General features: G+C 71.0%; 21 protein-coding genes and 1 pseudogene. 8 read left to right on the forward strand and 14 right to left on the reverse strand.

All coding sequences use genetic code 11. The features are described from left to right. Positions 1 to 10: 10 nt before the first annotated feature. From pgl to tkt, 6 genes are read right to left on the reverse strand one after another with little or no spacing between them, the layout of a single operon-like run. Positions 11 to 790, reverse strand: a complete 780-nt coding sequence (pgl, locus tag M8542_RS07680) for a 6-phosphogluconolactonase (RefSeq protein ID WP_257919323.1) — start codon at positions 788 to 790, stop codon at positions 11 to 13. Continuing rightward, positions 787 to 1,788 (reverse strand): glucose-6-phosphate dehydrogenase assembly protein OpcA, encoded by a 1,002-nt coding sequence (gene opcA / locus M8542_RS07685; protein WP_257919324.1) that lies wholly within the window; start codon positions 1,786 to 1,788, stop codon positions 787 to 789. The genes pgl and opcA overlap by 4 nt, the downstream gene beginning before the upstream one ends. Then, on the reverse strand, positions 1,785 to 3,308 hold the full coding sequence (zwf, locus tag M8542_RS07690) for a glucose-6-phosphate dehydrogenase (RefSeq protein ID WP_257919325.1): 1,524 nt from the start codon (positions 3,306 to 3,308) through the stop codon (positions 1,785 to 1,787). The genes opcA and zwf overlap by 4 nt, the downstream gene beginning before the upstream one ends. Next, positions 3,305 to 4,927: a phosphoglucose isomerase-related protein gene (locus M8542_RS07695; protein WP_257919326.1), complete on the reverse strand. Its 1,623-nt coding sequence runs from the start codon at positions 4,925 to 4,927 to the stop codon at positions 3,305 to 3,307. The genes zwf and M8542_RS07695 overlap by 4 nt, the downstream gene beginning before the upstream one ends. An 8-nt stretch (positions 4,928 to 4,935) precedes the next feature. Next, on the reverse strand, positions 4,936 to 6,048 hold the full coding sequence (tal, locus tag M8542_RS07700; RefSeq protein WP_257919327.1) for a transaldolase: 1,113 nt from the start codon (positions 6,046 to 6,048) through the stop codon (positions 4,936 to 4,938). A 14-nt stretch (positions 6,049 to 6,062) separates the two neighbouring features. Then, the gene (gene tkt, locus M8542_RS07705) at positions 6,063 to 8,162 is read right to left on the reverse strand and encodes a transketolase (RefSeq protein WP_257919328.1); all 2,100 of its coding nucleotides are present in this window, start codon (positions 8,160 to 8,162) and stop codon (positions 6,063 to 6,065) included. Between the two features lie 284 nt (positions 8,163 to 8,446). On the opposite strand from tkt, the gene M8542_RS07710 reads away from it, so the two are divergent. The 5 genes from M8542_RS07710 (at position 8,447) to M8542_RS07730 (ending at position 13,388) form a co-directional block, all read left to right on the forward strand. Beyond that, positions 8,447 to 9,427: a heme o synthase gene (locus M8542_RS07710; RefSeq protein ID WP_257919329.1), complete on the forward strand. Its 981-nt coding sequence runs from the start codon at positions 8,447 to 8,449 to the stop codon at positions 9,425 to 9,427. 86 nt (positions 9,428 to 9,513) lie between these two features. Beyond that, positions 9,514 to 9,915, forward strand: a complete 402-nt coding sequence (locus tag M8542_RS07715; RefSeq protein WP_257919330.1) for a hypothetical protein — start codon at positions 9,514 to 9,516, stop codon at positions 9,913 to 9,915. Position 9,916: 1 nt separating this feature from the next. Continuing rightward, the gene (locus tag M8542_RS07720) at positions 9,917 to 10,519 is read left to right on the forward strand and encodes a hypothetical protein (RefSeq protein WP_257919331.1); all 603 of its coding nucleotides are present in this window, start codon (positions 9,917 to 9,919) and stop codon (positions 10,517 to 10,519) included. A gap of 60 nt (positions 10,520 to 10,579) precedes the next feature. Beyond that, positions 10,580 to 12,811, forward strand: a complete 2,232-nt coding sequence (locus M8542_RS07725; RefSeq protein WP_257919332.1) for a HelD family protein — start codon at positions 10,580 to 10,582, stop codon at positions 12,809 to 12,811. A 10-nt stretch (positions 12,812 to 12,821) separates the two neighbouring features. Then, positions 12,822 to 13,388 carry an FKBP-type peptidyl-prolyl cis-trans isomerase gene (locus tag M8542_RS07730; RefSeq protein WP_257919333.1) on the forward strand — a complete coding sequence of 189 codons (567 nt, stop codon included), beginning with the start codon at positions 12,822 to 12,824 and terminating at the stop codon, positions 13,386 to 13,388. A gap of 137 nt (positions 13,389 to 13,525) precedes the next feature. Here M8542_RS07730 and M8542_RS07735 read toward each other — a convergent pair. Next, positions 13,526 to 14,443 (reverse strand): annotated as a pseudogene (locus M8542_RS07735) (quinone oxidoreductase family protein); the annotation flags it as partial. Positions 14,444 to 14,533: 90 nt separating this feature from the next. Here M8542_RS07735 and M8542_RS07740 point away from each other — a divergent pair. Then, positions 14,534 to 14,833 carry a hypothetical protein gene (locus M8542_RS07740; protein ID WP_257919334.1) on the forward strand — a complete coding sequence of 100 codons (300 nt, stop codon included), beginning with the start codon at positions 14,534 to 14,536 and terminating at the stop codon, positions 14,831 to 14,833. Then, positions 14,830 to 15,690: an ATP-grasp domain-containing protein gene (locus M8542_RS07745; protein WP_257919335.1), complete on the forward strand. Its 861-nt coding sequence runs from the start codon at positions 14,830 to 14,832 to the stop codon at positions 15,688 to 15,690. Before M8542_RS07740 ends, M8542_RS07745 begins: the two co-directional genes overlap by 4 nt. Positions 15,691 to 16,019: 329 nt before the next feature. Here M8542_RS07745 and M8542_RS07750 read toward each other — a convergent pair whose 3' ends face one another. The 4 genes from M8542_RS07750 to M8542_RS07765 all read right to left on the reverse strand — a co-directional run bounded on the left by M8542_RS07750 (position 16,020) and on the right by M8542_RS07765 (position 18,603). Then, positions 16,020 to 16,223 (reverse strand): hypothetical protein, encoded by a 204-nt coding sequence (locus M8542_RS07750; RefSeq protein WP_257919336.1) that lies wholly within the window; start codon positions 16,221 to 16,223, stop codon positions 16,020 to 16,022. A 117-nt stretch (positions 16,224 to 16,340) separates the two neighbouring features. After that, positions 16,341 to 17,264, reverse strand: coding sequence for an acyl-CoA desaturase (locus M8542_RS07755; protein ID WP_257919337.1), 924 nt, complete (start codon positions 17,262 to 17,264; stop codon positions 16,341 to 16,343). 48 nt (positions 17,265 to 17,312) lie between these two features. After that, positions 17,313 to 18,278, reverse strand: a complete 966-nt coding sequence (locus M8542_RS07760; protein ID WP_257919338.1) for a COX15/CtaA family protein — start codon at positions 18,276 to 18,278, stop codon at positions 17,313 to 17,315. Between the two features lie 115 nt (positions 18,279 to 18,393). Then, on the reverse strand, positions 18,394 to 18,603 hold the full coding sequence (locus M8542_RS07765) for a hypothetical protein (RefSeq protein ID WP_257919339.1): 210 nt from the start codon (positions 18,601 to 18,603) through the stop codon (positions 18,394 to 18,396). A gap of 223 nt (positions 18,604 to 18,826) precedes the next feature. Between M8542_RS07765 and M8542_RS07770 the strand changes: the two genes are divergently transcribed. After that, positions 18,827 to 19,675 carry a hypothetical protein gene (locus tag M8542_RS07770; protein WP_257919340.1) on the forward strand — a complete coding sequence of 283 codons (849 nt, stop codon included), beginning with the start codon at positions 18,827 to 18,829 and terminating at the stop codon, positions 19,673 to 19,675. A gap of 4 nt (positions 19,676 to 19,679) precedes the next feature. Here M8542_RS07770 and M8542_RS07775 read toward each other — a convergent pair whose 3' ends face one another. From M8542_RS07775 to mptB, 3 genes are read right to left on the reverse strand one after another with little or no spacing between them, the layout of a single operon-like run. Beyond that, the gene (locus tag M8542_RS07775; protein ID WP_257919341.1) at positions 19,680 to 20,462 is read right to left on the reverse strand and encodes an ABC transporter permease; all 783 of its coding nucleotides are present in this window, start codon (positions 20,460 to 20,462) and stop codon (positions 19,680 to 19,682) included. Continuing rightward, positions 20,459 to 21,385: an ABC transporter ATP-binding protein gene (locus M8542_RS07780; protein ID WP_257919342.1), complete on the reverse strand. Its 927-nt coding sequence runs from the start codon at positions 21,383 to 21,385 to the stop codon at positions 20,459 to 20,461. The genes M8542_RS07775 and M8542_RS07780 overlap by 4 nt, the downstream gene beginning before the upstream one ends. A gap of 6 nt (positions 21,386 to 21,391) precedes the next feature. Next, positions 21,392 to 23,044, reverse strand: coding sequence for a polyprenol phosphomannose-dependent alpha 1,6 mannosyltransferase MptB (gene mptB, locus M8542_RS07785; RefSeq protein ID WP_257919718.1), 1,653 nt, complete (start codon positions 23,042 to 23,044; stop codon positions 21,392 to 21,394). Between the last annotated feature and the right edge of the window lie 37 nt (positions 23,045 to 23,081).

The raw sequence follows: 23,081 nt of genomic DNA on the forward strand, positions 1-23,081 counted from the left end.
CCCGACAAACTCAAGCCGTAGGCGGCTGATAAACCTTCGTCAGCTTCCCGGCAGCAGTCCGATCCAACAGCCACAACGTCCGCCGATGCCCGCGAGCCCCGGCTACCGGCAACTGGACTTCCCCAGCCCCGGACAAAGCCAACGCCACCGCATCAGCCTTCGCCTCACCAGCAGTCATCAGCCAGACATCCCGAGCCCGCCGAATAGCCGGCAGCGTCAACGAAATCCGCGTCGGCGGCGGCTTCGGACAGTTCCGCACCGCCACAACCGACCGCTCGTTCTCGTAAACCGCAGGCGACTCCGGGAACACCGACGCCGTGTGCCCCTCACCACCCAGACCGAGCAGCATGATGTCGAACGACGGCACATCGCCGTGGTCCTCCGGCCCGGCCTGCGAAGCCAGCACCGACGCGTAATCCGCCGCCGCGGCGTCCACGTCGGAACCGAACTTGCCGTCCGAAGGCGCCATCGCGTGGATCCGGGCAGGGTCCAGCGGCACGTGGTCGAGCAGTGCCTCGCGGGCCTGCTTCTCGTTCCGCTCGTCCGAATCCGCCGGGACGAACCGCTCGTCGCCCCAGTAGATGTCCAGGCGGGACCAGTCGATCGCGTCGCGGGCCGACGATGCCCGCAGCTCCGACAGCACCGCGATGCCCGTGCCTCCGCCCGTCAGCACCAGCGATGCCGATCCCTTGGCCGCCTGGACGTCCACCAAGCGCGTCACCAGACGTGCGGCCGCAGCGGCCGCCAGGAGGTCCTGGTTCGCGTAGACGACTACTTCCGTCTTGCTCATTTCTTCGAGCCAGACGCAGCAGCCGCGGCCGCCGGCGACGTGACGTCGGCCTTTGCCGGCGCGCCCGTCTTGCCGTTGGTCCCGGACGTGATCTTCGAAAGCCCGTGCAGCGACGTCTCGTACACCTCGTCCGGGTCGAGGCGCCGCAGCTCTTCGATCAGGCAGTCCTGGTTGTCCCGGCGCTGCAACGCGATCCGCCGGGTCGGCTGGCCCGGCTGGGTCAGCGTGCCGACGCGCCCGTCCGGGCGGTGCAGCTCCACCGCACCCGACCGGCGGTTCAGGGTCACCGAGATGATCCCGGCCGCGCCACTGCTCTTGACCCGCTTCACCGGCACCTTCAGGTACTCGGCCAGCCAGCCGGCCAGCAGCTCCGTCGACGGCGAGTCGGCCTCGCCGGTCACCGTCGCGCCCGTGACCTTCTCGAACGGCGGCAGGTCCAGCGCCGACACCAGCTGCGCCCGCCAGCGGGTCAGCCGGGTCCACGCGAGGTCGGTGTCGCCGGCCGTGTACGCCTTCGCGCGCGTGCTCAGCGCCTTGACCGGGTTCTTCTCCGCGGCCGAGTCGGTGATCCGGCGCTGGGCCAGCTCACCCAGCGGGTCCTTCGCCGGGTCCTTCGGACCGGCGCCGGGCCACCAGCAGACGATCGGCGCGTCCGGCAGCAGCAGCGGCACCACCGCGCTCTGGCCCTGCGCGGCCAGCGGGCCGTACAGGCGCAGCACGATGACCTCGCTCGCGCCGGCGTCGCCGCCGACCCGGATCTGGCCGTCGATGCGCGGCGCCGCCGTGCGGGCGCCCTTGGCCACCACGATCACCCGCGACGGGTGCTCGCGGCTCGCGCCGTTGGCGGCTTCTATCGCGTCTTCGAGCTTGGCGTCGTCGTCGGCCACGATGACCAGGGTCAGCACCCGCCCGAGCGCGACTTGCCCGCCCTGTTCGCGGATTTCCACCAGCTTCTTGTTGAGTGCCGAAGTCGTGGTGGACGGCAGGTCGATGATCACGGGCGCCTCCATTTCCGGCCGGTGCGCTCCAGCATTTCGTCGGCGGACGGCGGGCCCCATGTGCCCGGCGGGTACTGCTCCGGCGACCCTTCCTTGGCCCAGTGCGCCAGGATCGGGTCGAGGATCTTCCAGGAGAGCTCGACCTCTTCGTTGACCGGGAACAGCGACGGCTCGCCGAGCAGGACGTCGAGGATCAGGCGCTCGTAGGCCTCGGGGGAGGACTCGGTGAACGCGTGCCCGTAGCCGAAGTCCATCGTGACGTCGCGGACCTCCATCGTGGTCCCCGGCACCTTCGAACCGAACCGCAGCGTGATGCCCTCGTCCGGCTGGACCCGGATGACCAGGGCGTTCTGCCCCAGCTCCTCGGTCGACGTCGAGTCGAACGGCAGGTGCGGCGCCCGCTTGAACACGACGGCGATCTCGGTGACGCGGCGGCCGAGCCGCTTGCCGGTGCGCAGGTAGAACGGCACCCCGGCCCAGCGGCGGCTCTGCACTTCCAGTGTCACCGCGGCGTAGGTTTCGGTCTTCGAGTCCTTCGCGAAGCCCTCTTCCTGCAGCAGGCCGGGCACCTTCGTGCCGCCCTGCCAGCCGCCCGCGTACTGGCCGCGGGCGGTCGTGTTGTTCAGTGGCCCGACCGGTCCGGTCGCCGAGAGCACCTTGATCTTCTCCGCGCGCAGGGCCCGCGGCTCGAACGAGACGGGTTCCTCCATCGCGGTGAAGGCCAGCAGCTGCAGCAGGTGGTTCTGGATGACGTCGCGGGCCGCGCCGATGCCGTCGTAGTACCCCGCGCGGCCGCCGAGGCCGATGTCCTCGGCCATGGTGATCTGCACGTGGTCGACGTAGTTGGCGTTCCAGATCGGCTCGAACAGCTGGTTCGCGAAGCGCAGCGCCAGGATGTTCTGCACCGTCTCCTTGCCGAGGTAGTGGTCGATGCGGAACACCGACTCCTCGGGGAAGACGTCGTTGACGATCGCGTTCAGCTCTTCGGCACTCTTGAGGTCGTGGCCGAAGGGCTTCTCGATGACCACGCGCCGCCAGGTCTTCTCGTCGGCGTTCGCCAGCCCGGAGCGGGCCAGCTGCTTGGTCACCACCGGGAACGCGCCGGGCGGGATCGACAGGTAGAACGCGGTGTTGCCGCCGGTGCCGCGTTCGTGGTCGAGGTCCTTGACCGTCTGCGCGAGCCGGTCGAACGCGTCGTCGTCGTCGAAGGTGCCCTGCACGAACCGGATGCCTTCGGCGAGCCGGTTCCACACCGACTCCTTGAACGGCGTCCGCGCGTGCTCCTTGACCGAATCGTGCACGAGCTCGCCGAAGTCCTGGTGCTCCCAGTCGCGGCGGGCGAACCCGACGAGCGAGAAGCCGGCGGGCAGCAGCCCGCGGTTGGCCAGGTCGTAGATGGCGGGCATCAGCTTCTTGCGCGCCAGGTCGCCGGTGACCCCGAAGATCACCAGGCTCGATGGCCCGGCGATGCGGGGGAGCCGCTTGTCCCGCGGGTCGCGCAGCGGGTTCTTCCAGCTCATCCGTCGACCTCCTGTACGGCGCGGACGACCGCCGCGAGCCCGGCGGCCCGGTCGGTCAGGTGCAGGCGCAGCACCGGACGGCCGTGCTCGGCGAGCACCTGCCCGTCACCCAGGGCCTGCGCGTGCTGCAGCTGACCGAGGGTGTAGGGCCGCTCCGGCACGTCGAGGTCGGCCTCGACGGCGCCGGTGAGCTGCAGGAACACGCCGTTCTGGTGGCCGCCCTTGTGGTACTGGCCGGTGGAGTGCAGGAACCGCGGGCCCCAGCCGAACGTCGTCTGCTTCCCGGTGCGCTTGGCGATCTCGCCGCGCAGCAGCTCGGTCGACGCGTCGTCGAGGCGGTCGAGGTAGGCCTGCACCGCGACGTAGCCCGCGTCCGGCGCCGAAGCGAAGAACGCGCGGAGCACGTCGGTCAGGCTGCCGTCCGTGGAAACCCCGTCGCTGCCGAAGATCTCGACCGGTCCGTCCACATTGGACGCCGTTTCGCCGCCCTTCAGCTTCTCCGGGTCGTCCAGCAGCGCGCGGGCCGCCTTCTTGGCCGCTTCGACGTCGGGCTGGTCGAACGGGTTGATCCCGAGCAGCCGGCCGGCCAGCGCCGTCGCGAACTCCCAGAGCAGGAACTGCGCGCCGAGCGAGCCGGTGACGGCGATCTTCGCCGCGCCCTGCGGGCCGCCGACCGCGACCGGGGTCGCGTCGGACTTCGCGTCGTCGAAGCCCGGCGCCGCCGAACTTTCGACCGCGACCGGCAGGAGCCCGGTGCCCTGCTTGCCGGTGGACTCGGCGATCAGCTGCTCCGCCCAGTCCGGGAAGCCCTTGATGCCGGAGCCGGTGTCCGCGAGGACGACCTTCTCGGCGCCCGCTTCGTGCGCGGCGGCCCAGGCGGCGGCCAGCTTGACCGCCGGGTTGCCGGCCGAGTCCGCGGCCAGCTCTTCGGCCACCGAAGCGGCCTGGTCGAGCAGGCGGGCGACGTCCGCGCCGGCGAGACCGGCCGGGACGAGCCCGAACGCGGTCAGCGCCGAGTAGCGGCCGCCGACGTGCGGGTCGGCGAGGAAGGTCTTGCGGTAACCCTCCTTTTCGGACAGTTCCTGGAACGGCGAGCCCGGGTCGGTGACGACCACGATCCGCCGCGCCGCGTCGATCCCCGCGTCGGTGAAGGCCTTCGCGAAGATCCGCCGGTGGCTGTCGGTCTCGACGGTGCCGCCCGACTTCGACGACACCACGATCACCGTGCGCTCGAGGTCGCCCGCCAAAGCGTCGGCGACCTGGCCCGGGTCGGTCGTGTCGAGCACGGTCAGCGCGACCTCGTCGGTGCCGGTGATGACCTCCGGCGCGAGCGACGAGCCGCCCATGCCGGCCAGCACGACCCGGTCGACGCCCTCGGACCGCAGCTCGGTCCGCAGCGCCTCGATCTCCCCGATCAGCGGCCGCGACGACTTGTGCAACGTCGTCCACGACAGCCGGATCGACGCCTCGGATTCGGCGTCCGGCCCCCAGAGCGTCGCGTCCTGCGCCGCCAGCTTCGACGCGGCCTGGTCGGCGACCAGCCGCTCGACGAGGGACGCAGCGCGCTCCGCCAGTTCGGCGTCCACGATCTCGACGCCGGTCTTTTCCCCTGTCGTCATGTCGTGCTTCAGCCCTTCGCCTGCTCGAGCTGGCCGTTGACGGTCTCCAGCAGCTCCGTCCAGGACTTCTCGAACTTCTCGACGCCCTCGTTCTCCAGGACGAGGAACACGTCGGTGATGTCGATGCCCACGGCTTCGAGCTGGTCGAAGACCTGCTGCGCGTCCTTGCCGTGCCCGGTGACCTGGTCGCCCTTGAGGTCGGCGTGCTCCGCGACGGCGTCCATCGTCTTCTCCGGCATGGTGTTGACGGTGTCCTTCACCACCAGGTCGTCGACGTAGAGCGTGGGGGAGTAGTCCGGGTTCTTCACGCCGGTCGAGGCCCACAGCGGGCGCTGCGCGTTGGCGCCGTCGGCCGCGAGGGCCTTCCAGCGGTCGGTCGCGAAGAGCTCCTCGAAGGCCGCGTACGCGAGGCGCGCGTTGGCGACGGCGGCCTTGCCGCGCAGGGCCTTGGCCTCGTCGGTGCCGATCGCGTCCAGGCGCTTGTCGATCTCGGTGTCCACGCGGGAGACGAAGAACGACGCCACCGAGTGGATGCCGCGCAGGTCGTGGCCGTTGGCCTTCGCCTGCTCGAGACCGGCGAAGAAGGCCTCGATGACCGCCTTGTAGCGCTCGACGGAGAAGATCAGCGTGACGTTGACGCTGATGCCCTCGGCCAGGGTCTGGGTGATGGCCGGCAGGCCCTCTTCGGTGGCCGGGATCTTGATCAGCACGTTCGGCCGGTCGACGGTCTTCCACAGGTCCTTGGCCTCGGCCACCGTCTTGCCGGTGTCCTTGGCCAGGCGCGGGTCGACCTCGATGGAGACGCGGCCGTCGACGCCGTTGGTGGCGGTGTAGACGTCGCGGAACAGGTCCGCGGCGTTGCGCACGTCGGTCGTGGTCAGGTCGCGGATCGTCGCCTCGACGTCGGCGCCCTGGGCGGCGAGCTCACGGGTGCGCTCGTCGTAGGCGTTGCCCTTGGACATCGCGTTGGCGAAGATCGTCGGGTTGGTCGTGACGCCGACGACGTGCTTGTCGCGGATCAGGTCCGCGAGGTTGCCGGTGTTCAGGCGTTCACGCGAAAGGTCGTCCAGCCAGATCGATACGCCGGCCTCGGACAGCGCGGCGAGCTTGTCTGTGCTCATTACTGTCATCCCCTTCAGTTCTTGGTGTTGGCGATCGAGCGGCGCGCGGCCTCGACGACTGCTTCCGCGGTGAAACCGAACTCACGGAACAGTGTGGCGGCATCGGCGGAGGCGCCGAAGTGCTCGATCGAAACGTTCACCCCGGCGTCACCGGTGAAGCGGTGCCACGACTGGGCGATGCCCGCCTCGACGGACACGCGCGCCTTCACACCGGCCGGGATGACGGACTCGCGGTAGGCCGCGTCCTGCGCGTCGAACCACTCGACGCACGGCATGGACACGACGCGCGCCTTGACGCCGTCGGCCTCGAGGACCTTCTTCGCCTCGACGGCGAGCTGGACCTCGGAGCCGGTGGCCATCAGGACCACGTCCGGGGTGCCTTCGCTGTCGGCCAGGACGTACCCGCCCTTGGCGACGCCTTCGGCGCTGGTGCCCTCGAGCACCGGCACGTTCTGGCGGGTGAGCGCCAGGCCGGACGGGTGGTGGATGTCCTCCAGCACGGCCTTCCACGCGTACGCGGTCTCGTTGGCGTCCGCCGGGCGGACGACGTTGAGGCCCGGGATCGCGCGCAGCGCGGAGAGCTGCTCGATCGGCTGGTGCGTCGGCCCGTCTTCGCCGAGGCCGATCGAGTCGTGCGTCCACACGTAGGTGACCGGCGCCTTCATCAGCGCGGCCAGCCGGACCGGCGGGCGCATGTAGTCGGAGAAGATGAGGAACGTCGCGCCGTACGGGCGGGTGCCGCCGTGCAGCGCGATCCCGTTGAGGATCGAGCCCATGGCGTGCTCGCGGACGCCGAAGTGCAGCGTCCGGCCGTACGGGTTGGCCTGCCACATGTCGGTGGCGGCCTTCTCGGGACCGAACGAGTCGGCGCCCTTCATCGTGGTGTTGTTGCTCTCGGCCAGGTCGGCCGAGCCGCCCCACAGCTCCGGCAGCGGCTCGGCGAGGGCGTTGAGCACCTCGCCGGAGGCCTTGCGGGTGGCGATGCCCTTGGCGTCCGGCTCCCACTTCGGCAGGTTGTCCGCGAAGCCCTCGGGCAGTGTGCGGGTGGCCATCCGGTCGCCGATCTTCTTGCGCTCCGGGTTGGCCTTGCCCCAGGCGTCGTACTTCCCGGTCCACTCGGCGTGGGCGGCCTTGCCGCGGTCGAGCGCCTGGCGGGTGTGCTTGAGCACCTCGTCGTCGACCTGGAACGACTGGTTCGGGTCGAAGCCGAGGATCTCCTTGACCGCCGCGACCTCTTCGCCGCCCAGCGCGGCGCCGTGCGCCTTGCCGGTGCCCATCTTCTTCGGGGCCGGGTAGCCGATGACGGTCCGCAGGGCGATGAACGACGGCCGCTGCGTCTCGGCCTTGGCGGCCTTGATGGCCTCCTCGATCGCGACGACGTCTTCGCCGCCCTCGACGACCTGCGTGTGCCAGCCGTAGGCCTCGTAGCGCTTGACCGTGTCCTCGGACAGCGCGATGTTCGTGTCGTCCTCGATGGAGATCTTGTTGTCGTCGTAGAAGACGATCAGGTTCCCCAGCTCCTGGCGGCCCGCGATGGACGAGGCCTCGGAGGTGACACCCTCTTCGATGTCGCCGTCGGAGGCGATCACGTAGATGTGGTGGTCGAAGATGCTCTCGCCGGGCGCCGCGTCCGGGTCCAGCAGGCCGCGCTCGCGGCGGGCGGCCATCGCCATGCCCACGGCGTTCGCCAGGCCCTGGCCCAGCGGGCCGGTGGTGGTCTCGACGCCGTCGGTGTGGCGGTACTCGGGGTGACCCGGGGTCTTGGAGCCCCACTTGCGCAGCTGCTTGAGGTCCTCGAGCTCGAGGCCGTAGCCGGCGAGGAACAGCTGGATGTAGAGGGTCAGGCTGGAGTGGCCGGCCGACAGCACGAACCGGTCGCGGCCCGGCCAGTTCTGGTCGTTCGGGTCGTGACGCAGCGTGCGCTGGAAGAGCGTGTAGGCCAGCGGGGCCAGGCTCATCGCCGTGCCGGGGTGGCCACTGCCACAGTTCTCGACCGCGTCCGCGGCGAGCACCCGGACGGTGTCCACGGCGCGGGTGTCGGTGTCGGTCCAGTCGGCGGGCACGTTGCGCCGGAGGAGTGGGTTGTTCTCGCTGGTAGTGGCGGTTTGGGACACTGAACTCCAACTCCCGGTCATGATGGTTGCGGCTGGTCTTCCTCGTTCCGGTTACCCGTGCGCGCGGCTACTTATCTCAATCGATCCCGAAGGGACGATATTCCTGCTCGCGGCCATGCGCAGGGGCAATCGCGGCCCGTCGCGGTCAGCCTAGTGCTTGAGCCGGTCGAGGACCCGCGATCACCCACGGGATTCACCACGTCTAACATCGTTCGAGGGTTCAGACCGGCGTTCCACCACGGCCTTCCGGCACGGACCCGCCCGAACCTGACGCAGGGAGTGAAATGTCGTTGGTGAACGCTGCGCACGGACGCAGTGAGGACACCAGCGCCGTGCACCCGACCGGTGAACGACCGCACGGTGACCGGCGAAGCATCCGCCGGGTCGTAGGTGCCTACGCCGCCCTCGCGAAGCCTCGGGTGATCGAGCTCCTCCTCGTGACCACCATCCCGGCGATGTTCCTCGCCGGCCGTCAGATCCCCTCGCCGTGGCTGGTCCTGGCCACGCTGGTCGGCGGGACGATGGCCGCGGGCAGCGCGAACGCGCTCAACTGCGTGATCGACGCGGACATCGACAAGGTGATGAACCGCACCAAGCGCCGTCCGCTGGTGAAGGACTCGGTGCCGCGGCGCGGCGCGCTGATCTTCGGCTTGGTCATGGGGGTCGCCTCGGCCGCCGTGCTCTATTTCACGGTGAACCTGCTCTCGGCGATCCTCGCGGTCGCGACGATCCTCTTCTACATCTTCGTCTACACGCTCGGCCTCAAGCGGCGCACGTCACAGAACGTGGTCTGGGGTGGCGCGGCGGGCTGCATGCCGGTCGTCATCGGCTGGGCCGCGGTCACCGGCACCGTGCAGTGGCCGGCGTTCGTGATGTTCGGCGTCATCTTCTTCTGGACGCCGCCGCACACCTGGGCGCTCGGCATGAAGTACCGCGACGACTACGAGCGCGCGGGTGTCCCGATGCTGCCGGTGGTCGCCACCGCCCAGCACGTCGCCCGCCAGATCGTCATCTACTCGTGGGTGATGGTCGCGTGGACGCTGCTGCTGCTCCCGGTGACGTCGTGGCTGTACGGCACGTTCGCCATCCTGGCGGGCGGCTGGTTCCTCTTCTACGCGCACAGCCTCCAGGCGGCGGTCCGGCGTGGTGAAGAAACCAAACCGATGGCGTTGTTCCACCGGTCCAACACGTACCTGATGATCGTGTTCGTGGCCCTGGCGGTCGACTCCGCGATCGGGCTGCCGACCCTCGGCCTCCCGTTCTGAGCCCGGCGGAGTTCTTCGCCGACGTCATCGAGTCCGGCACCGTCCTGGGCGCCGATCACACGTGGTCACCCGAGCGGGTGGTGGCGTTGCTCGGCGACGAATTCGGCGACAACCCCTCGAAGCGCTCCCTGTTCCGCGACCACGGCTTGGTCGAGTTCTTCTGGGAGCGGGTCGAGCGACACTGGGTGGGGACCCACTTCTCGGTCCAGGCCCACCGGCTCCGGTATCCCGGGCCGGGGCTGGTCAACCGGGTGATCCGCGATCGCTACGGCGACTTCCCCGGTCTGGTGACGTTCGAGGAGGTCGGCGCGCTGCTCGCCGACCGGGGCGTCCCGCTGCGGGAGGTGCCGTACCGGGCCGAAGCGGGCGAGCTGCGGGCGTACTGGCAGCCGGACGCGCAGATCGTCGTCTCCGTCGTCGAGGGGTCGTACTACGGACGAGCCGGCGACCTCTACCGCGTCGCGAGCTCGAGCACCGGAATCCCCTGACATGATCCGGAAGATCGGCCTCGGCGCGGTCGTGGTCGTCGTGCTCGGGCTGCTGGTGTTCCTCGGCCGCGGCCGGGTCGACCTGGACCAGAACCGCCTGCTCGGCACCGGCTGTGCCATCCCGGCCCGGATCACCGCGGTCCCGGGACCGGCCCCGGACGGCGGCTCGATCCGGGTGGCCGAACCGGGACCGGGCGCCGCTGTGCTGGAGAACACCGGCACCCTGGCCGCCTATCGGATCCAGCTGACCTCCGGTGCCCGGACCGCCGAGGTGCCGGTGCTCCTGCCGGGGCAGCGCGCCGGCGTCGTGCTCGACCAGCCCGTGGTCGGCGCGGTGACCTGGCTCGCGCCGGAGGCACTCGGCGGCTTCACGCCGGTGACCGCCACGCCGGTGGGCGGCGGCGTGCGCTACCGGTCGGCCAACTGCCGGGCGCTCACCAGCCGGGGCGGCGCGGTGCTCCTGCGCGACGGCGCCGGGCGGCTCATCGGCGGCGAGCAGCTGCCCGCGGCGAGCGTGTCGTGCGCGCCGGGGGAGAAGGTGCTGCCGGTCGCCCTCCCGCCCCACAGCGAGGTCCACCCGTACTGCGCCCTCGGGGCGGAATGATCGCGCGGCGGCCGCCGTTAGACTTCGTTGGCTCTTTTCCTTGAGGCGAAAGCAGGATCTTTGTCTTCGGACGGCTTCTCCGCCGAGCTCGCCCGCGAGCAGGCGTACGTGACCACCCTCTACACGAAGCTCGACGCCGAGCGCGCCGACGCCCAGCGCCGCCTCGACGAGACCTTGCTGCAGACCGGCGGCACCCCGCAGGCCCGCACCGAGCGCGACGTCGCCACCACCCGCTACACCGACCGGCTCGCCCAGCTGGGCTCGGTCGAGCAGGGGCTGGCTTTCGGGCGGCTCGACTTCGTCCCCGAGAGCGCCGAGGAGACCACCTACATCGGCCGGCTCGGGCTGTTCGACGAGGACGACGACTACCGGCCGCTGCTGGTCGACTGGCGCGCGCCGGTCGCGCGGCCGTTCTACCTCGCCACCGCGGCGTCGCCCGAAGGGGTGCGCCGGCGGCGGCACCTGCGGTCGCTGACCCGCAAGGTCACCGGCTTCGACGACGAGATCCTCGACCTCACCGCCGCCGACCAGGGCCAGGACCTCGGCCTGGCCGGCGAGGCCGCGCTGCTCGCCGCGCTGGAGCAGCGGCGCACCGGCGAGATGAGCGACATCGTCGCGACCATCCAGGCCGAGCAGGACCGCATCATCCGCGCCCCGCTCGGCGGCGTCATGGTCGTGCAGGGCGGACCCGGCACCGGCAAGACCGCCGTCGCGCTGCACCGCGCGGCCTACCTGCTCTACACGCACCGCCAGCAGCTCACGACCCGCGGCGTGCTCGTCGTCGGGCCGAACAGCACGTTCCTGCGCTACATCGGCCAGGTCCTGCCGTCGCTGGGCGAGACCGGCGTGCTGCTGGCCACCATCGGGCAGCTCTACCCGGGTCTGGACGCCGACGGCGTCGAATCCCGCGAGGCGGCCGAGGTCAAGGGCCGGCTCGTGCTGGCCGAGGTGCTCGCGAACGCCGTCCGGGACCGCCAGCGCGTGCCCGAACCGGTCCTGGAGATCGAGTACGAGCACGACGTCCTGAAACTGGACCGCAAGACCTGCGCCGACGCCCGCACGCGCGCCCGCCGCTCGCGGCGCCCGCACAACCCGGCGCGGCGCCTGTTCGTCTCCGACGTCCTCGACGCGCTGACCCGCCAGGCCGCGCGGAAGCTGGGGGAGGACCTCCTCGACGGGCAGGACCTGACCGACATCCGCGCCGAGCTGGCCGCGGACGACCACGTGGCCGCGGCGCTGAACTCGTTGTGGCCGGTGCTGACCCCGGAGGGCGTGCTCGACGATCTGTTCGCCGACCGCGAACGGCTGGCCACCGCCGCGCGGAAGCTGCTGCCCGCCGCGGACCAGGCTCTGCTGGAGAGCGGCCGGGACGCGCACTGGACCCCCGCCGACGTGCCGCTGCTCGACGAGCTGGCCGAGCTGATCGGCGTCGACGACACCGAGGCCCGCGTCGAGCGCAAACGCCGTGAGCGCGAGGACCGCGCGTACGCCGAGGGCGTGCTCGACATCCTCGAGCAGGACGAAGAGATCATCGACGAGGAGCTGCTGCGCGTCTCGGACGTCCTCGACGCCGAGCTGTTCGCCGAGCGCCAGGTGGCGCGCAGCGAGCTGACCGCCGCCCAGCGCGCGGCGCAGGACCGGACCTGGACGTTCGGGCACGTGATCGTCGACGAGGCGCAGGAGCTTTCGGCGATGGACTGGCGGCTGCTGATGCGGCGTTCGCCGAACCGGTCGATGACGCTGGTCGGCGACGTCGCGCAGACCGGCGCGGCGGGCGGCGCGCGGTCGTGGGGCGAGGCGCTTTCGCCGTACGTCGCCGACCGGTGGCGGCTCGAGGAGCTGACCGTGAACTACCGGACGCCCGCGGAGATCATGGCCGTCGCCGCGCGCGTCCTCGCCGAGGTTTCGCCGGAGCTGGTGGCGCCCTCTTCGGTGCGGGAGACCGGGGTCCCGCCGTGGTCGGTGCGCGGCGAAGTGGCCGAGCTGCCGGGACTGGTGACCGCCGAACTGTCCGCTGTGGACGGTGGGACGGTCGCGGTGCTGGTGCCCGCCGGGCGGTTCGAGGAGGTGTCCGGGCTGCTCGGGTCGTTCGACGAGCGGCTGAGCGTGCTGACCGTCGAACGCGCGAAGGGCCTGGAGTTCGACTCGGTGGTGCTGGTCGCGCCGGACGAGGTCGTGGCGGGCTCGCCGCGCGGGCTCAACGACCTGTACGTCGCCCTGACGCGGGCTACGCGCCGGCTCGGCGTGCTCACGACGGGTGACGACGTGCCGGCACTCTCCGTGCTTGGCTAGGGTGCCCGGCATGCAGAAGATCGGGAAGATCGTGGTCGTCGCCGCGGCGGCGCTGTCGCTGGCCGCGTGCGGTCAGGACACCAAGACCCAGACGGCCGCGCCGGCGGGGCCGTCGGTGCCGTCGTCGGACGCCGCGCAGGCGACCCAGAGCAAGGGCCGCGAATGCACCGCGGACGACATCAAGACCACGGGGAAGTTCGGCGAAAAGCCCGAAATCACCATTCCCGACAGCTGCGACCCGCCGAAGAAGCTGATCACCAAGGACCTGTCCGACGGCACCGGGAGCGGCGCTAAGGCCGGGCAGCAGCTGAAGATGAACTACCTGCTGGTGACCTGGTCGGACCGGAAGGTCCTGGACAACTCGTACGACCGCGGCGAGACGTTCGACCTGAACCTGGGCGCGGGCGAGGTCATCCCGGGCTGGGACAAGGGCCTGGAGGGCATCAAGCAGGGCGGCCGCCGCCTGCTGATCATCCCCCCGGACCTGGCCTACGGCGAGGGCGGCCGCGGCATCAAGCCGAACGAGACCCTGGTCTTCGTGACCGACGCGGTCTCGGTCCCCACCGACAAGGGCTGACAGCGCCCCAATGTGGCGTTGGGCGCGTTGAACGCACCCAATGTGGCGGGGGGGGGGGGGGGGGGGCCCCCCCCCCCCGGGGGGGGGGGGGGGGGGGGGGGGTGGGGGGGGGTGGGGGGGGGGGGGGGGGCCCGGGGGTCCTCGTGGGCCTTGCGGGCGTCGGCGAGGGGGTACTTGCCGCCGATCCGGACGTTCAGTTCGCCCGCGAGGATGGCGTCGAACAGCTCCTTCGAGCGCCAGTCGATCTCCTCGCGGCTGCGCGTGTAGTGCGCCGACGTCGGGCGGGTCAGGTAGAGCGAGCCGCCGGAGTTGAGGCGCTGCGGGTCCAGCGGGGGCACCGGGCCGCTCGAGGCACCGAACAGCGCCAGCAGGCCGCGCACCTTGAGGCTGGCAAGACTGCCGTCGACGGTGTCCTTGCCGACGCCGTCGTACACGACGTCGACGCCCTCGCCGCCGGTCAGCTCGCGGGTGATCTTCGCGAAGTCGTCGCGGTCGTAGCGGATGACCTCGTCGGCGCCGGCTTCGCGGGCGAGCTTCGCCTTCTCTTCGGTCGACACCGTGCCGATCACGCGGGCGCCGCGTGCCTTCGCCAGCTGGATCAGCAGCAGCCCGACCCCGCCCGCGGCCGCGTGCACGAGCACGTCGTGGCCCGGCTTGACCTCGAACGTCGAGGCGACCAGGTAGTGCGCCGTCATGCCCTGCAGCATCGTGGCGGCGGCGGTCTCCAGCGAGACGCCCTCGGGCACCTTCACCGCGACCGACGCGGGGAGGACCTTGCGCGCGGCGTAGCTGCCGATCGAGCCCTGCCAGGCGACGCGGTCCCCGACCTCGAACCCGGGCGCGGCTTCGACGACCGTTCCGGCGCCTTCGAGCCCGAGGACGACCGGCAGCTCCATCGGGTAGATGCCCTGCCGCTGGTAGGTGTCGATGTAGTTGACGCCGGCCGCGGCGACGTCGACCAGCAGCTCGCCGGCCTCCGGAGCGCGGACGTCCACTTCGGCCGGTTCGAGCACTTCCGGGCCGCCGGTCTTCGTCACCTGCACTGCGGTGGGCATGCGTCCTCCTCGGGTCGGGTTCTCCCGGTGCAACTATGGCCGACGCCACGCTGTTCCGCGTTCCGGCGGGTTCTTGGTTATGGTGCGGACGTGTCTGATTCCGAAGAGACTGTTCCGCCGACCAGCGCGCAGCTGGGGGCGGCCCGCAAGTTCGTGAAGGCGCACGGCAAGCCGTCCCGCGCGGTGGTGGAGAACATCGGCCGCACGGGCGCCCGGGTGGTGCTCGTCGGAGCCGACGGCGCACTGGGCGACGTCGTGGTGCCCTCGGTGGCGACCGGCGACGCGCTGGTCGAGGCGGTCGAGGACCTGGAAGCGGCCACCTGGGACGCCGAGACGGTCCAGGCCACGAAGATCGGCGCGGAGCACCGCCGCAAGATGGCGGGCCGGTGACGGGCAGCGCCATCCTGGTCGGCTGCGCGGAGCTCCCCACGGGCGACGGCGACGACGACGCGCTGGTGCCCGCATTGTCCGCACTGGGCTTTTCGGTGGAGTGGGCGGCGTGGGACTCGCAAGCGTCGTTCGAGTCGGCCGACGCAGTGATCCTGCGGGCGACGTGGGATTACGCGTCCCGGCGCCCGGAGTTCCTGTCGTGGTGCGAATCGGTCCCGGCGCTGCTGAACCCGGCGGCGGTGGTCCGGTGGAACACGGACAAGTCGTACCTCACGGAGCTGCTGGGCGCGGGCCTCGCGGTGGTCCCGACGACGTCGGTCGAGCCGGGCGAGGTCGCGCGGTTCCCGTCGTCGGAGTTCGTGGTGAAGCCGTCGGTGGGCGCGGGTTCCCGAGGCGCGGCCCGGTTCCCCGCGGGAGCCGACGCCGGCGCCCACGTGGCGGCGTTGCACGCCGAAGGCCACACGGCGTTGATCCAGCCGTACCAGTCCAGTGTGGACACCGCGGGTGAGCTGGCGTTGGTGTACCTGGGCGGGATCTACTCGCACGCGTTCACGAAGCACGCGATGCTGGGCTCCACAATGGACGACTCCGGGCTGTACGTGCCGGAAAAGCTGGCACCGGCCTCACCGCCGGCGGACGCAGTGGCCCTGGCGGAGGACGTCCTCGACGCGGCTTCGGCGTTGCTGGGGATCCTGCGGGCGGAGCTGCTGTACGCGCGGGTGGACGTGGTGCGCGGGGCGGACGGGAAACCGTTGCTGCTGGAGCTGGAGCTGGCGGAGCCCTCACTGGGCTTCCGCCAGACGGACGAGGCGGCGACGATGAGGTTCGCCTCGGCGGTGCGGCAGCAGCTGGCGTAACCCGCCTGAGGGTGACCACGGCGAACATGAAGCCACACCGCGCGCCGGTGTGGCTTCATGCGTTCGGCTGGAGAGAACCGATGCCGGGGCTCAGTTCCCCGTGTTGCCGCCGCCTGTAATTCCCCGGTTGTCGCGCTGAACTTCCTGGTGCTCCACCCTTTCTCCCTGTGTTCTGGCAGTACGGAGAGTTGCGACCTGCGAAGCTGCGCCACCAGTGTACTAGTACACCAGGTCGTGCGGCGAAGTTCAGTCCAGCGAGGTGCGGCGGGGACCACCCGCGAGAGAAATCGGCACTTCTTCCGGTGGCCAGGTTGGCCACCGAAGTGAAGTCAGTACCCGATGTCCACGGTGTTGCCGGTGTTGCCGCCACCGCCACCGCGCTGGGCTGTGTTGCCGATGCTGCCGGTTTTCACGTTGCCGGTGTTGCCGCCACCGTCACCACCGCCGGCGAGTGCGCCGACGGCCGCCGCGGCCAGCGCGACCGTTGCCATGCTCAGCGCGAGCTTCTGCCGGCACTTCTTGTCAAGGTGCACCGCGAGTACCTTCCTTTAGGTTGGACTCACGGTAAGGACGAGTCGCCGACACGATCGAGAGACCCCGTTTCTCTTTCGTGTCAACGATCCTGTCAGACGATCATGGGATATCCGCGCTCAAGCACCGGCCCGCTTCGCCGCCACCCGGTCCGCCCTCGGCCACCGGACATCGCTCGCCCAGCCGAGCTGCTCGAACGTCCGGATCACCCGCGCCGAAATGTCCACCTGCCCGCGCAGCACCCCGTGCCGCGCGCACGTCGGGTCCGCGTGGTGCGAGTTGTGCCAGGACTCGCCCATCGACAGCACCGCCAGCGGCCAGAAGTTCGCCGCCTTGTCGCGGCTGGCGAACGGGCGTTCCCCGATCAGGTGGCACACCGAGTTCACCGACCACGTCACGTGGTGCAGGAACGCGATCCGCACCAGCCCCGCCCAGAAGAACGCCGTCACGACGCCCCACCAGGACCACGAAAGCAGGCCACCCAGCGCGGCCGGCAGCGCGAGGCTCAACGTGATCCACAGCCAGAAGTAGCGGTTCACCCAGCGGAGGTCGCCGTCGGCGACCAGGTCCGGGGCGAAGCGGTCCGCGTTCGTCACCTCGCGACCGAACATCCAGCCCATGTGCGCGTGCCAGAAGCCGCGCAGCAGGGCCGCCGGGGAGGTGCCGAACAGCCACGGCGAGTGCGGGTCGCCCTCGCGGTCGGCGAACGCGTGGTGGCGGCGGTGGCTCGCCACCCAGAAGATCACCGAACCCTGGACCGCCATGCTGCCCGCGATGGCCAGCGCCACCCGCAGCGGGCGCGACGCCTTGAACGCGCCGTGGGTGAAGTAGCGGTGGTAGCCCACCGTCACCCCGAGCGTCGCGAAGACGTAGAACACCGCGGCCAGCACCAGGTCGAGCCACGTCATGCCCCAGCCCCAGACCAGCGGGACGGCCACGAGGAGCGCCGCGAACGGCACCAGCAGGAACGTTTTCAGCACGATCATCTCGCCGGTGCCGCGGCGGTGCGAGATCAGGGGCTTGGGCGCCGAGCGCGTCGTCATGGCCGGACCTTAGCGACACCGAGTTACGGCGGGGTGGCCGCCGGTTGCTCAGGCAGTGGCGAGTTCCGGTTTCTTCGGCGCTGCGGTCAGCGAGACGGCCGGGCCGCGATCGCGGCTGCCGACCCACAGCGACGCCGTCGCGACGATCACCGCCATCGCGCCGAGCACGTGGAACGAGACCATCGCCTCGGGCACGCCCAGCGCGTACTGCAGCGAACCGAGCCCGCCCTGGGCGGCCGCGACCACCCACACCACCGTGTAGCGCTGCCAGAGGCTCTTCGGCGCGCCGGCGCGCAGCAGCTGCAGGCCGAACACCGCGAGCAGCAGCAGGTACAGCACCAGCAGCCCGCCGTGGACCTGGGCGAGGGACTCCACCGAGATCGCGAGGCGGTGGGTGTTGATGTCGCCGCTGTGCGGGCCGGCGCCGGTCACCGTGGTGCCAGCCGCGAGCACGAGCCACATGACGACGGCCAGCGCGACTAGGATCGAGCGGCCGGGGACCAGCAGCCGCGCCGGCTCGTCGCCTTCGCGGAACGCACGCAGCAGCAGGACCGCCAGCCAGACCAGGGGAGTGGTGGCGAGGAAGTGGATCGCGACGGTCCACCATTCGAGCTTGGCGAGCACGGTCATCCCGCCGACGACGGCCTGCAGCACCACACCGCCGGGCATCGTCCAGGCCAGCTTCACCAGGCGCTTGCGGCCCGGGTGGTCGATCTGCACGCGCCACGCGGTGATGACGGCGACCGCGGCCACGGCGATGACGACGCCGGTCAGCATCCGGTTGCTGAACTCGATCCACTGGTTGAGCGCGTCGATCCCGGAGTCGTGCTTGGGGACGAGGCTGCCGGAGACGCACTGCGGCCAGGTCGGGCAGCCGAGCCCGGACCCGGTGACGCGCACGACGGAGCCGGTGACGCCGATCAGCGCCTGCGCGAGAACCGCGGCGATCCCGACGGCCCGCTGCACGGCGGCGGACGGAAACGGCAGACGGGCGACAAGGCTGGTGAACGGCACGTGGTCGATGGTAGAGCGCGCGGAAAACGGGCTTTCGGCAGGTCCCGGGGCCCAGAAGCGTGCCACGGCCGCAAGGGACCTTTGTCCCGAGCGCGGGAATCGAAGGTCGCGCGGTTCAGCCTCGCGGCTTCGCCCCGCGCTTCGGACCCTTCCCCTGCCCGCGCGAGGCGTCCGGCAGCGCGTCGTCCCGCGGGTGGCCGGCCAAGAACGTCGCCACCGCGACCAGGGCGTTCAACAGCGCGGCCATCGCCGCGCCGGAGGCCAGGACCGCGACGGTGAGCGGCTCGCCGCTCAAACACGCGAAAAGGCAGACTGTCGAGCTCAAGAATACGACGGTGGCCCCGCCGACGGTGACCAAAGTCCGTGCTCGACCGGTTCGCGACGAAGATCGGTTCGACTTGGGCATCGGGTACTTCCTTGTCCGCAACGACGATGCGGACAAGGGTGGCAGGCATCGTAAGATCATGTAAAAGAAATGCTGTTACAGCGGTTTACTGTCGTATTACAGCTCCTTACGATGGGCGTGACGCCCTCGTAGGAGGTGGCGCGTGACACCCGAAGAGTCGCTCGCGGCGGCGCTGCGGAAGCTGCAGCTCCGGGCGGGCAAACCCAGTTCCCGGAAGATCGCCGGCGCGGTGGGCGGGGTGAGCCACACGACGGTCAACGAGATGCTCAGGGGGTCCCGCGTCCCGGCGTGGGAGCTCGTCGCGAAGGTCGGCGGCTTCCTCGAAGGCGACGAAGCCGAACTGCGGACGTTGTGGATGGCGACGCAGAAGACACCACTGCCCCGGGGCGAAACGCACAACGACCTCTGGGATCCGATCTACCTCGACCGCCTGGTCGTCACGTCCTTCGTCAGCGGCCGGGGAACGCGGGAGACCCGCACGACGGAGCGCTGGATCCGGGCCACGCGCGACGGGGTGGACCGCTTCGTCGTCCGCGCGGCGGCCCAGCCCGGAATCTCCCACTCCGGGAGCGGCCGGGTCACCGTCGAGCCCTACCTCAACTGCACGATCGGCAAGGTCAAGCCGGTCAGGATCTCCGAAGAAGGCGACGCGCAGCTCGTCGACGTGCTGCTGGCCGCTCCGCTCGACGAAGGCGAGTACGGGTTCTTCGCCACGAGGACCCGCTATGAACACCCCGCCCGGTTCACCAGCTACACCGAAATCGCGATCACCGGGCAGGGAGCGCGGGAAGTGCTGGTCCGCGTGCAGTTCTCGAGTGACAGCGTGCCGCGCAAGTGCTGGGGTCACGTCGGCGTGTCCGATATCGACATGCAGAACGAGCCGCCGCCCGGCTCGCGCCGGATCCTCACCGTCTCGTCGTCGAAGTACGTGGAGCGGAACGCGCGGGGCTTGCCACCCGGAGCGCGGGTCGGCATCGCCTGGACGTGGTAGCGACTCAGGTGAGCTTCGTCGTCCGGGAAGCCAACGCGCCCGCGACGACCGCCCACACCGCCAGCACCAGCATCGGCCCGGGAGCGAACGCCCCGTCGACCAACGCCGACCGCATGCCCTCCGCCAACGCACCCGACGGCAGCAGCTCCACCACCGCCGCCAGCCCCGAAGGCAGCGAAGAAGGCGCCAGCAGGATCCCGCCGGCCAGCAGCAGCACGAACCACACGATGTTGGCCAGCGCCAGCACCGCTTCGGCCCGCAACGCGCCACCCAGGAGAACGCCCAACGCCCCGAACGCGAGCGTCCCCAGCACCAGCAGCAGAACCGCCGACAAAAGCCCGGAGAAAGAAGGCGACCACCCCAGGAACGCCGCCACCACGCCGATGATCACCGACTGCAGCGCCACCACCAGCAGCGCCGCCGCGAGCCGGCCGGCCACCAGCAGCCACCTGGGCAACGCCGTTGCCGAGAGGCGCTTCAGCACTCCGTAGCGCCGGTCGAAGCCCAGCGCGATCGCCTGGCCCGTGAACGCCGATGACATCACCGCCAGCGCCAGGATGCGGGGCGTGATCCAGTCCACTTTGGACGTCGAACCCAGCGAGGACGCCGGCAGGATGTCCAGCAGCGACAACCCGATCAGCAACGCCAGCGGGATCAGCAGCGTCAGCAGGACCTGCTCGCCGTGGCGCAGGGTCAGGCCCGCCTCCACCCGCGCGTGCGTGCGCAGCATCCGGCCGAGCGAGCCGCGCGCCGGCGCCGGGGTGAAGGTGCCTTCGGGGAACGTCATGCCCGCAGCTCCCGTCCGGTCAGCTCCAGGAAGACCTCTTCGAGCGTCCGCTTGCCGACCTGCAGCTCCTCCGGCAGGACGCCCTGCTGCGCGCACCACGCCGTGACCGTCGACACCACCTGCGGGTCGACCGAACCCATCACCACGTACGTGCCCGGCGCAGCCTCGCGCACCGCGTAGCCCTCCGGCAGCGCCGCCGTCAGCAACGCCGTGTCCAGCCGGGTGCGGGCCTTGAACCGGAGGCCGGCCGCGCCGCTCTCGTCCATCGTCAGCGACTGGGGCGCGCCCGAGACGACGACCTTGCCGTGGTCGACGATCACCACCGTGTCGGCCAGCGCCTCGGCCTCCTCCATCAGGTGCGTGGTCAGCAGCACCGAGACGCCGTCGCGGCGCAGCGCGCCCAGGAGGTCCCACACCAGCCGGCGGGCCTGGGGGTCCATGCCCGCCGTCGGCTCGTCGAGGAACACCAGCTCGGGCCGGCCGATCAGGGCGCACGCCAGGGAAAGCCGCTGCTGCTGCCCGCCGGAAAGGCGCTTGAACGGCGTCCGCCGCGCGGACGTGAGCCCGAGGACGTCCAGCAGCCAGGCCGGGTCCAGCGGGGACGCCGCGCAGGAGGCCACCAGCCGCAGCATTTCGTCGGCGCGGACACCGGGGTAGGCGCCGCCGCCCTGGGGCATGATCCCGACGCGGGGGCGCAGCGCGGCCGACTCGCGGACCGGGTCGAGGCCGAGCACGCGCACCGAACCGGCGTCAGGCTTGAGAAAGCCTTCGCAGACCTCGACGGTGGTGGTCTTGCCGGCCCCGTTCGGGCCGAGCAGGGCGAGCAGGCTGCCGCGCTCCATCCGCAGGTCGAGGCCCTCGACCGCGCGGGTGGAGCCGTAGCTTTTCACCAGCCCGGTGATCTCGACGGCGGGGACACTCACATCGGGTCACGATACGGGCTCGACCCGCGCGGGCACCCGCGGGGACGGCCTGGAGAGCAAGATGGGAGCGAGGCGCCGCACGATCAGCATCCCGCCGCCGCAGACGACGATCGCCGCGACGTAGGCGAACGGCAGCACGTACGGGCGGCCGTCGAAGGTGCTGCCGGTGGGCGGGAGCAGGAACGGCAGGGCGGCCGACAGCACCGCCGCGGCCACCCGGAAGCGGGACGTCCCGGCCGCCGCCGCCAGCGGGATCACCGCCCACAGCACGTACCAGGGCTGCAGGTTGATCTGCAGGATCATCACCGCGCCGAGGGAGACGCCGAGGCCGATGATCGGCCGGTAGCGCCACTTGAAGCTGTCCCAGAGGAACTTGACCGTGATCGCGACGGCGACGAGGTAGCCGAGCGCGCCCAGGATCGGCACCAGGCCGTTGGTGTGGTTGCCCAGCCCGAGCGCGATGCCGAGGACGCCGGAGAGGTTGGCCAGCTCGGCGGTGGGGGAGATCCACGAGCGCACGAGGCCGGGTGTGTTGAACGTCGCGCCGATCCAGCCGAAGCCGAGCCCGCTGCCGAAGCAGACGGCCGCCAGCACCACGCCGAACCACGCCGCCATCGGCGCCCCGGCCAGGAACAGGTCCTTCAGCCGGCCGTGCCAGCGGCGCGCGACCATTACCGCGAAGAACGGCAGTGCGAACACCGCGGGCACCTTCACCGCGACGCCGAGCGTGATGATCGCCACGCCCAGCCCGATGTAGAGCAGCTCGCCCCGCGCCAGTGGCGGGGGAGTGTCGCCCTTCACCCGGATCGGCAGCCGCCGGATGCCCACCTCCAGCCCGGCGAGCATCAGGCCGACGGCGAGCGCGTCGTTGTGGGCGCCGGCGACGAAGTGGAAGATCAGCAGCGGGTTCAGCGCGCCGAGCCACAGCGCGGTGGCGGGCTGGACGCCGAACCGGCGCGCCAGCCGCGGCAGCGCCCAGACGATCAGGACCACGCCGGCCAGGGCGAGCACGCGCTGCAGCAGCACGCCGACGGCGATGCTGTTGCCGGCCAGCGGGGCCAGCCAGCCGCCGAGGCGCAGCACCAGCGGCCCGTACGGCGCCGGCGTCTCACGCCACATGTTCGACACGCCCGCGGTGTACGGGTCGGCGACGCCGAGGGCCTGGGCCGGGCCGAGGACGTACGGGTCCATCCCGCGGTGCACGATCTCGCTCTGCGCGAGGTAGCTGTAGACGTCGCGGGAGAACAGCGGCGGGATCACCAGCAGCGGCAGCACCCACAGCGCGATCGTGCGCGCGAGCTGGCCCTGCGACGCGAGCCGCGCGCGGTCGGGCCGGGCGAACCGGCCGAGCATCAGCCAGCTCAGCACCAGGATGCCCATCCCGGAGATGGCGATGGCCAGCGACACCGTCGGGATGCGGGTGAACAGCCGCAGCACCGGGATCTCCTGCACCGGGTTGATCACCGGGGCGGCGCCCGCGCCGAGGGAGCCGAGGGCCAGGAAGAGCGACCCGACCGTGCCGAACCGGCGCACGACGTTCAGCCCGCGCTGCTCGTCGGCCTCGAGGGGCAGCGGCTCGCGCGGGCGGACCGGCGAAAGCGTCACGGGATGCGCACCCTCGGTCGTGATCACCACCGCCTGCTGGTCCTGCTCGCCCACTGCCACGGGTGCAGGGTATCGGGGCCACCTCCGAGTG

The sequence above is a fragment of the Amycolatopsis iheyensis genome (genome assembly GCF_024703995.1).
GTDB classification, from domain to species: domain Bacteria; phylum Actinomycetota; class Actinomycetes; order Mycobacteriales; family Pseudonocardiaceae; genus Amycolatopsis; species Amycolatopsis iheyensis.

Coding starts and splice junctions, on each gene's coding strand:
- M8542_RS07755 (WP_257919337.1), bottom strand. CDS start 17,264: ATGACGACGCGCTCGGCGCCCAAGCCCCTGATCTCGCACCGCCGCGGC.
- M8542_RS07710 (WP_257919329.1), top strand. CDS start 8,447: ATGTCGTTGGTGAACGCTGCGCACGGACGCAGTGAGGACACCAGCGCC.
- pgl (WP_257919323.1), bottom strand. CDS start 790: ATGAGCAAGACGGAAGTAGTCGTCTACGCGAACCAGGACCTCCTGGCG.
- M8542_RS07730 (WP_257919333.1), top strand. CDS start 12,822: ATGCAGAAGATCGGGAAGATCGTGGTCGTCGCCGCGGCGGCGCTGTCG.
- M8542_RS07775 (WP_257919341.1), bottom strand. CDS start 20,462: ATGACGTTCCCCGAAGGCACCTTCACCCCGGCGCCGGCGCGCGGCTCG.
- M8542_RS07720 (WP_257919331.1), top strand. CDS start 9,917: ATGATCCGGAAGATCGGCCTCGGCGCGGTCGTGGTCGTCGTGCTCGGG.
- M8542_RS07695 (WP_257919326.1), bottom strand. CDS start 4,927: ATGACGACAGGGGAAAAGACCGGCGTCGAGATCGTGGACGCCGAACTG.
- zwf (WP_257919325.1), bottom strand. CDS start 3,308: ATGAGCTGGAAGAACCCGCTGCGCGACCCGCGGGACAAGCGGCTCCCC.
- tal (WP_257919327.1), bottom strand. CDS start 6,048: ATGAGCACAGACAAGCTCGCCGCGCTGTCCGAGGCCGGCGTATCGATC.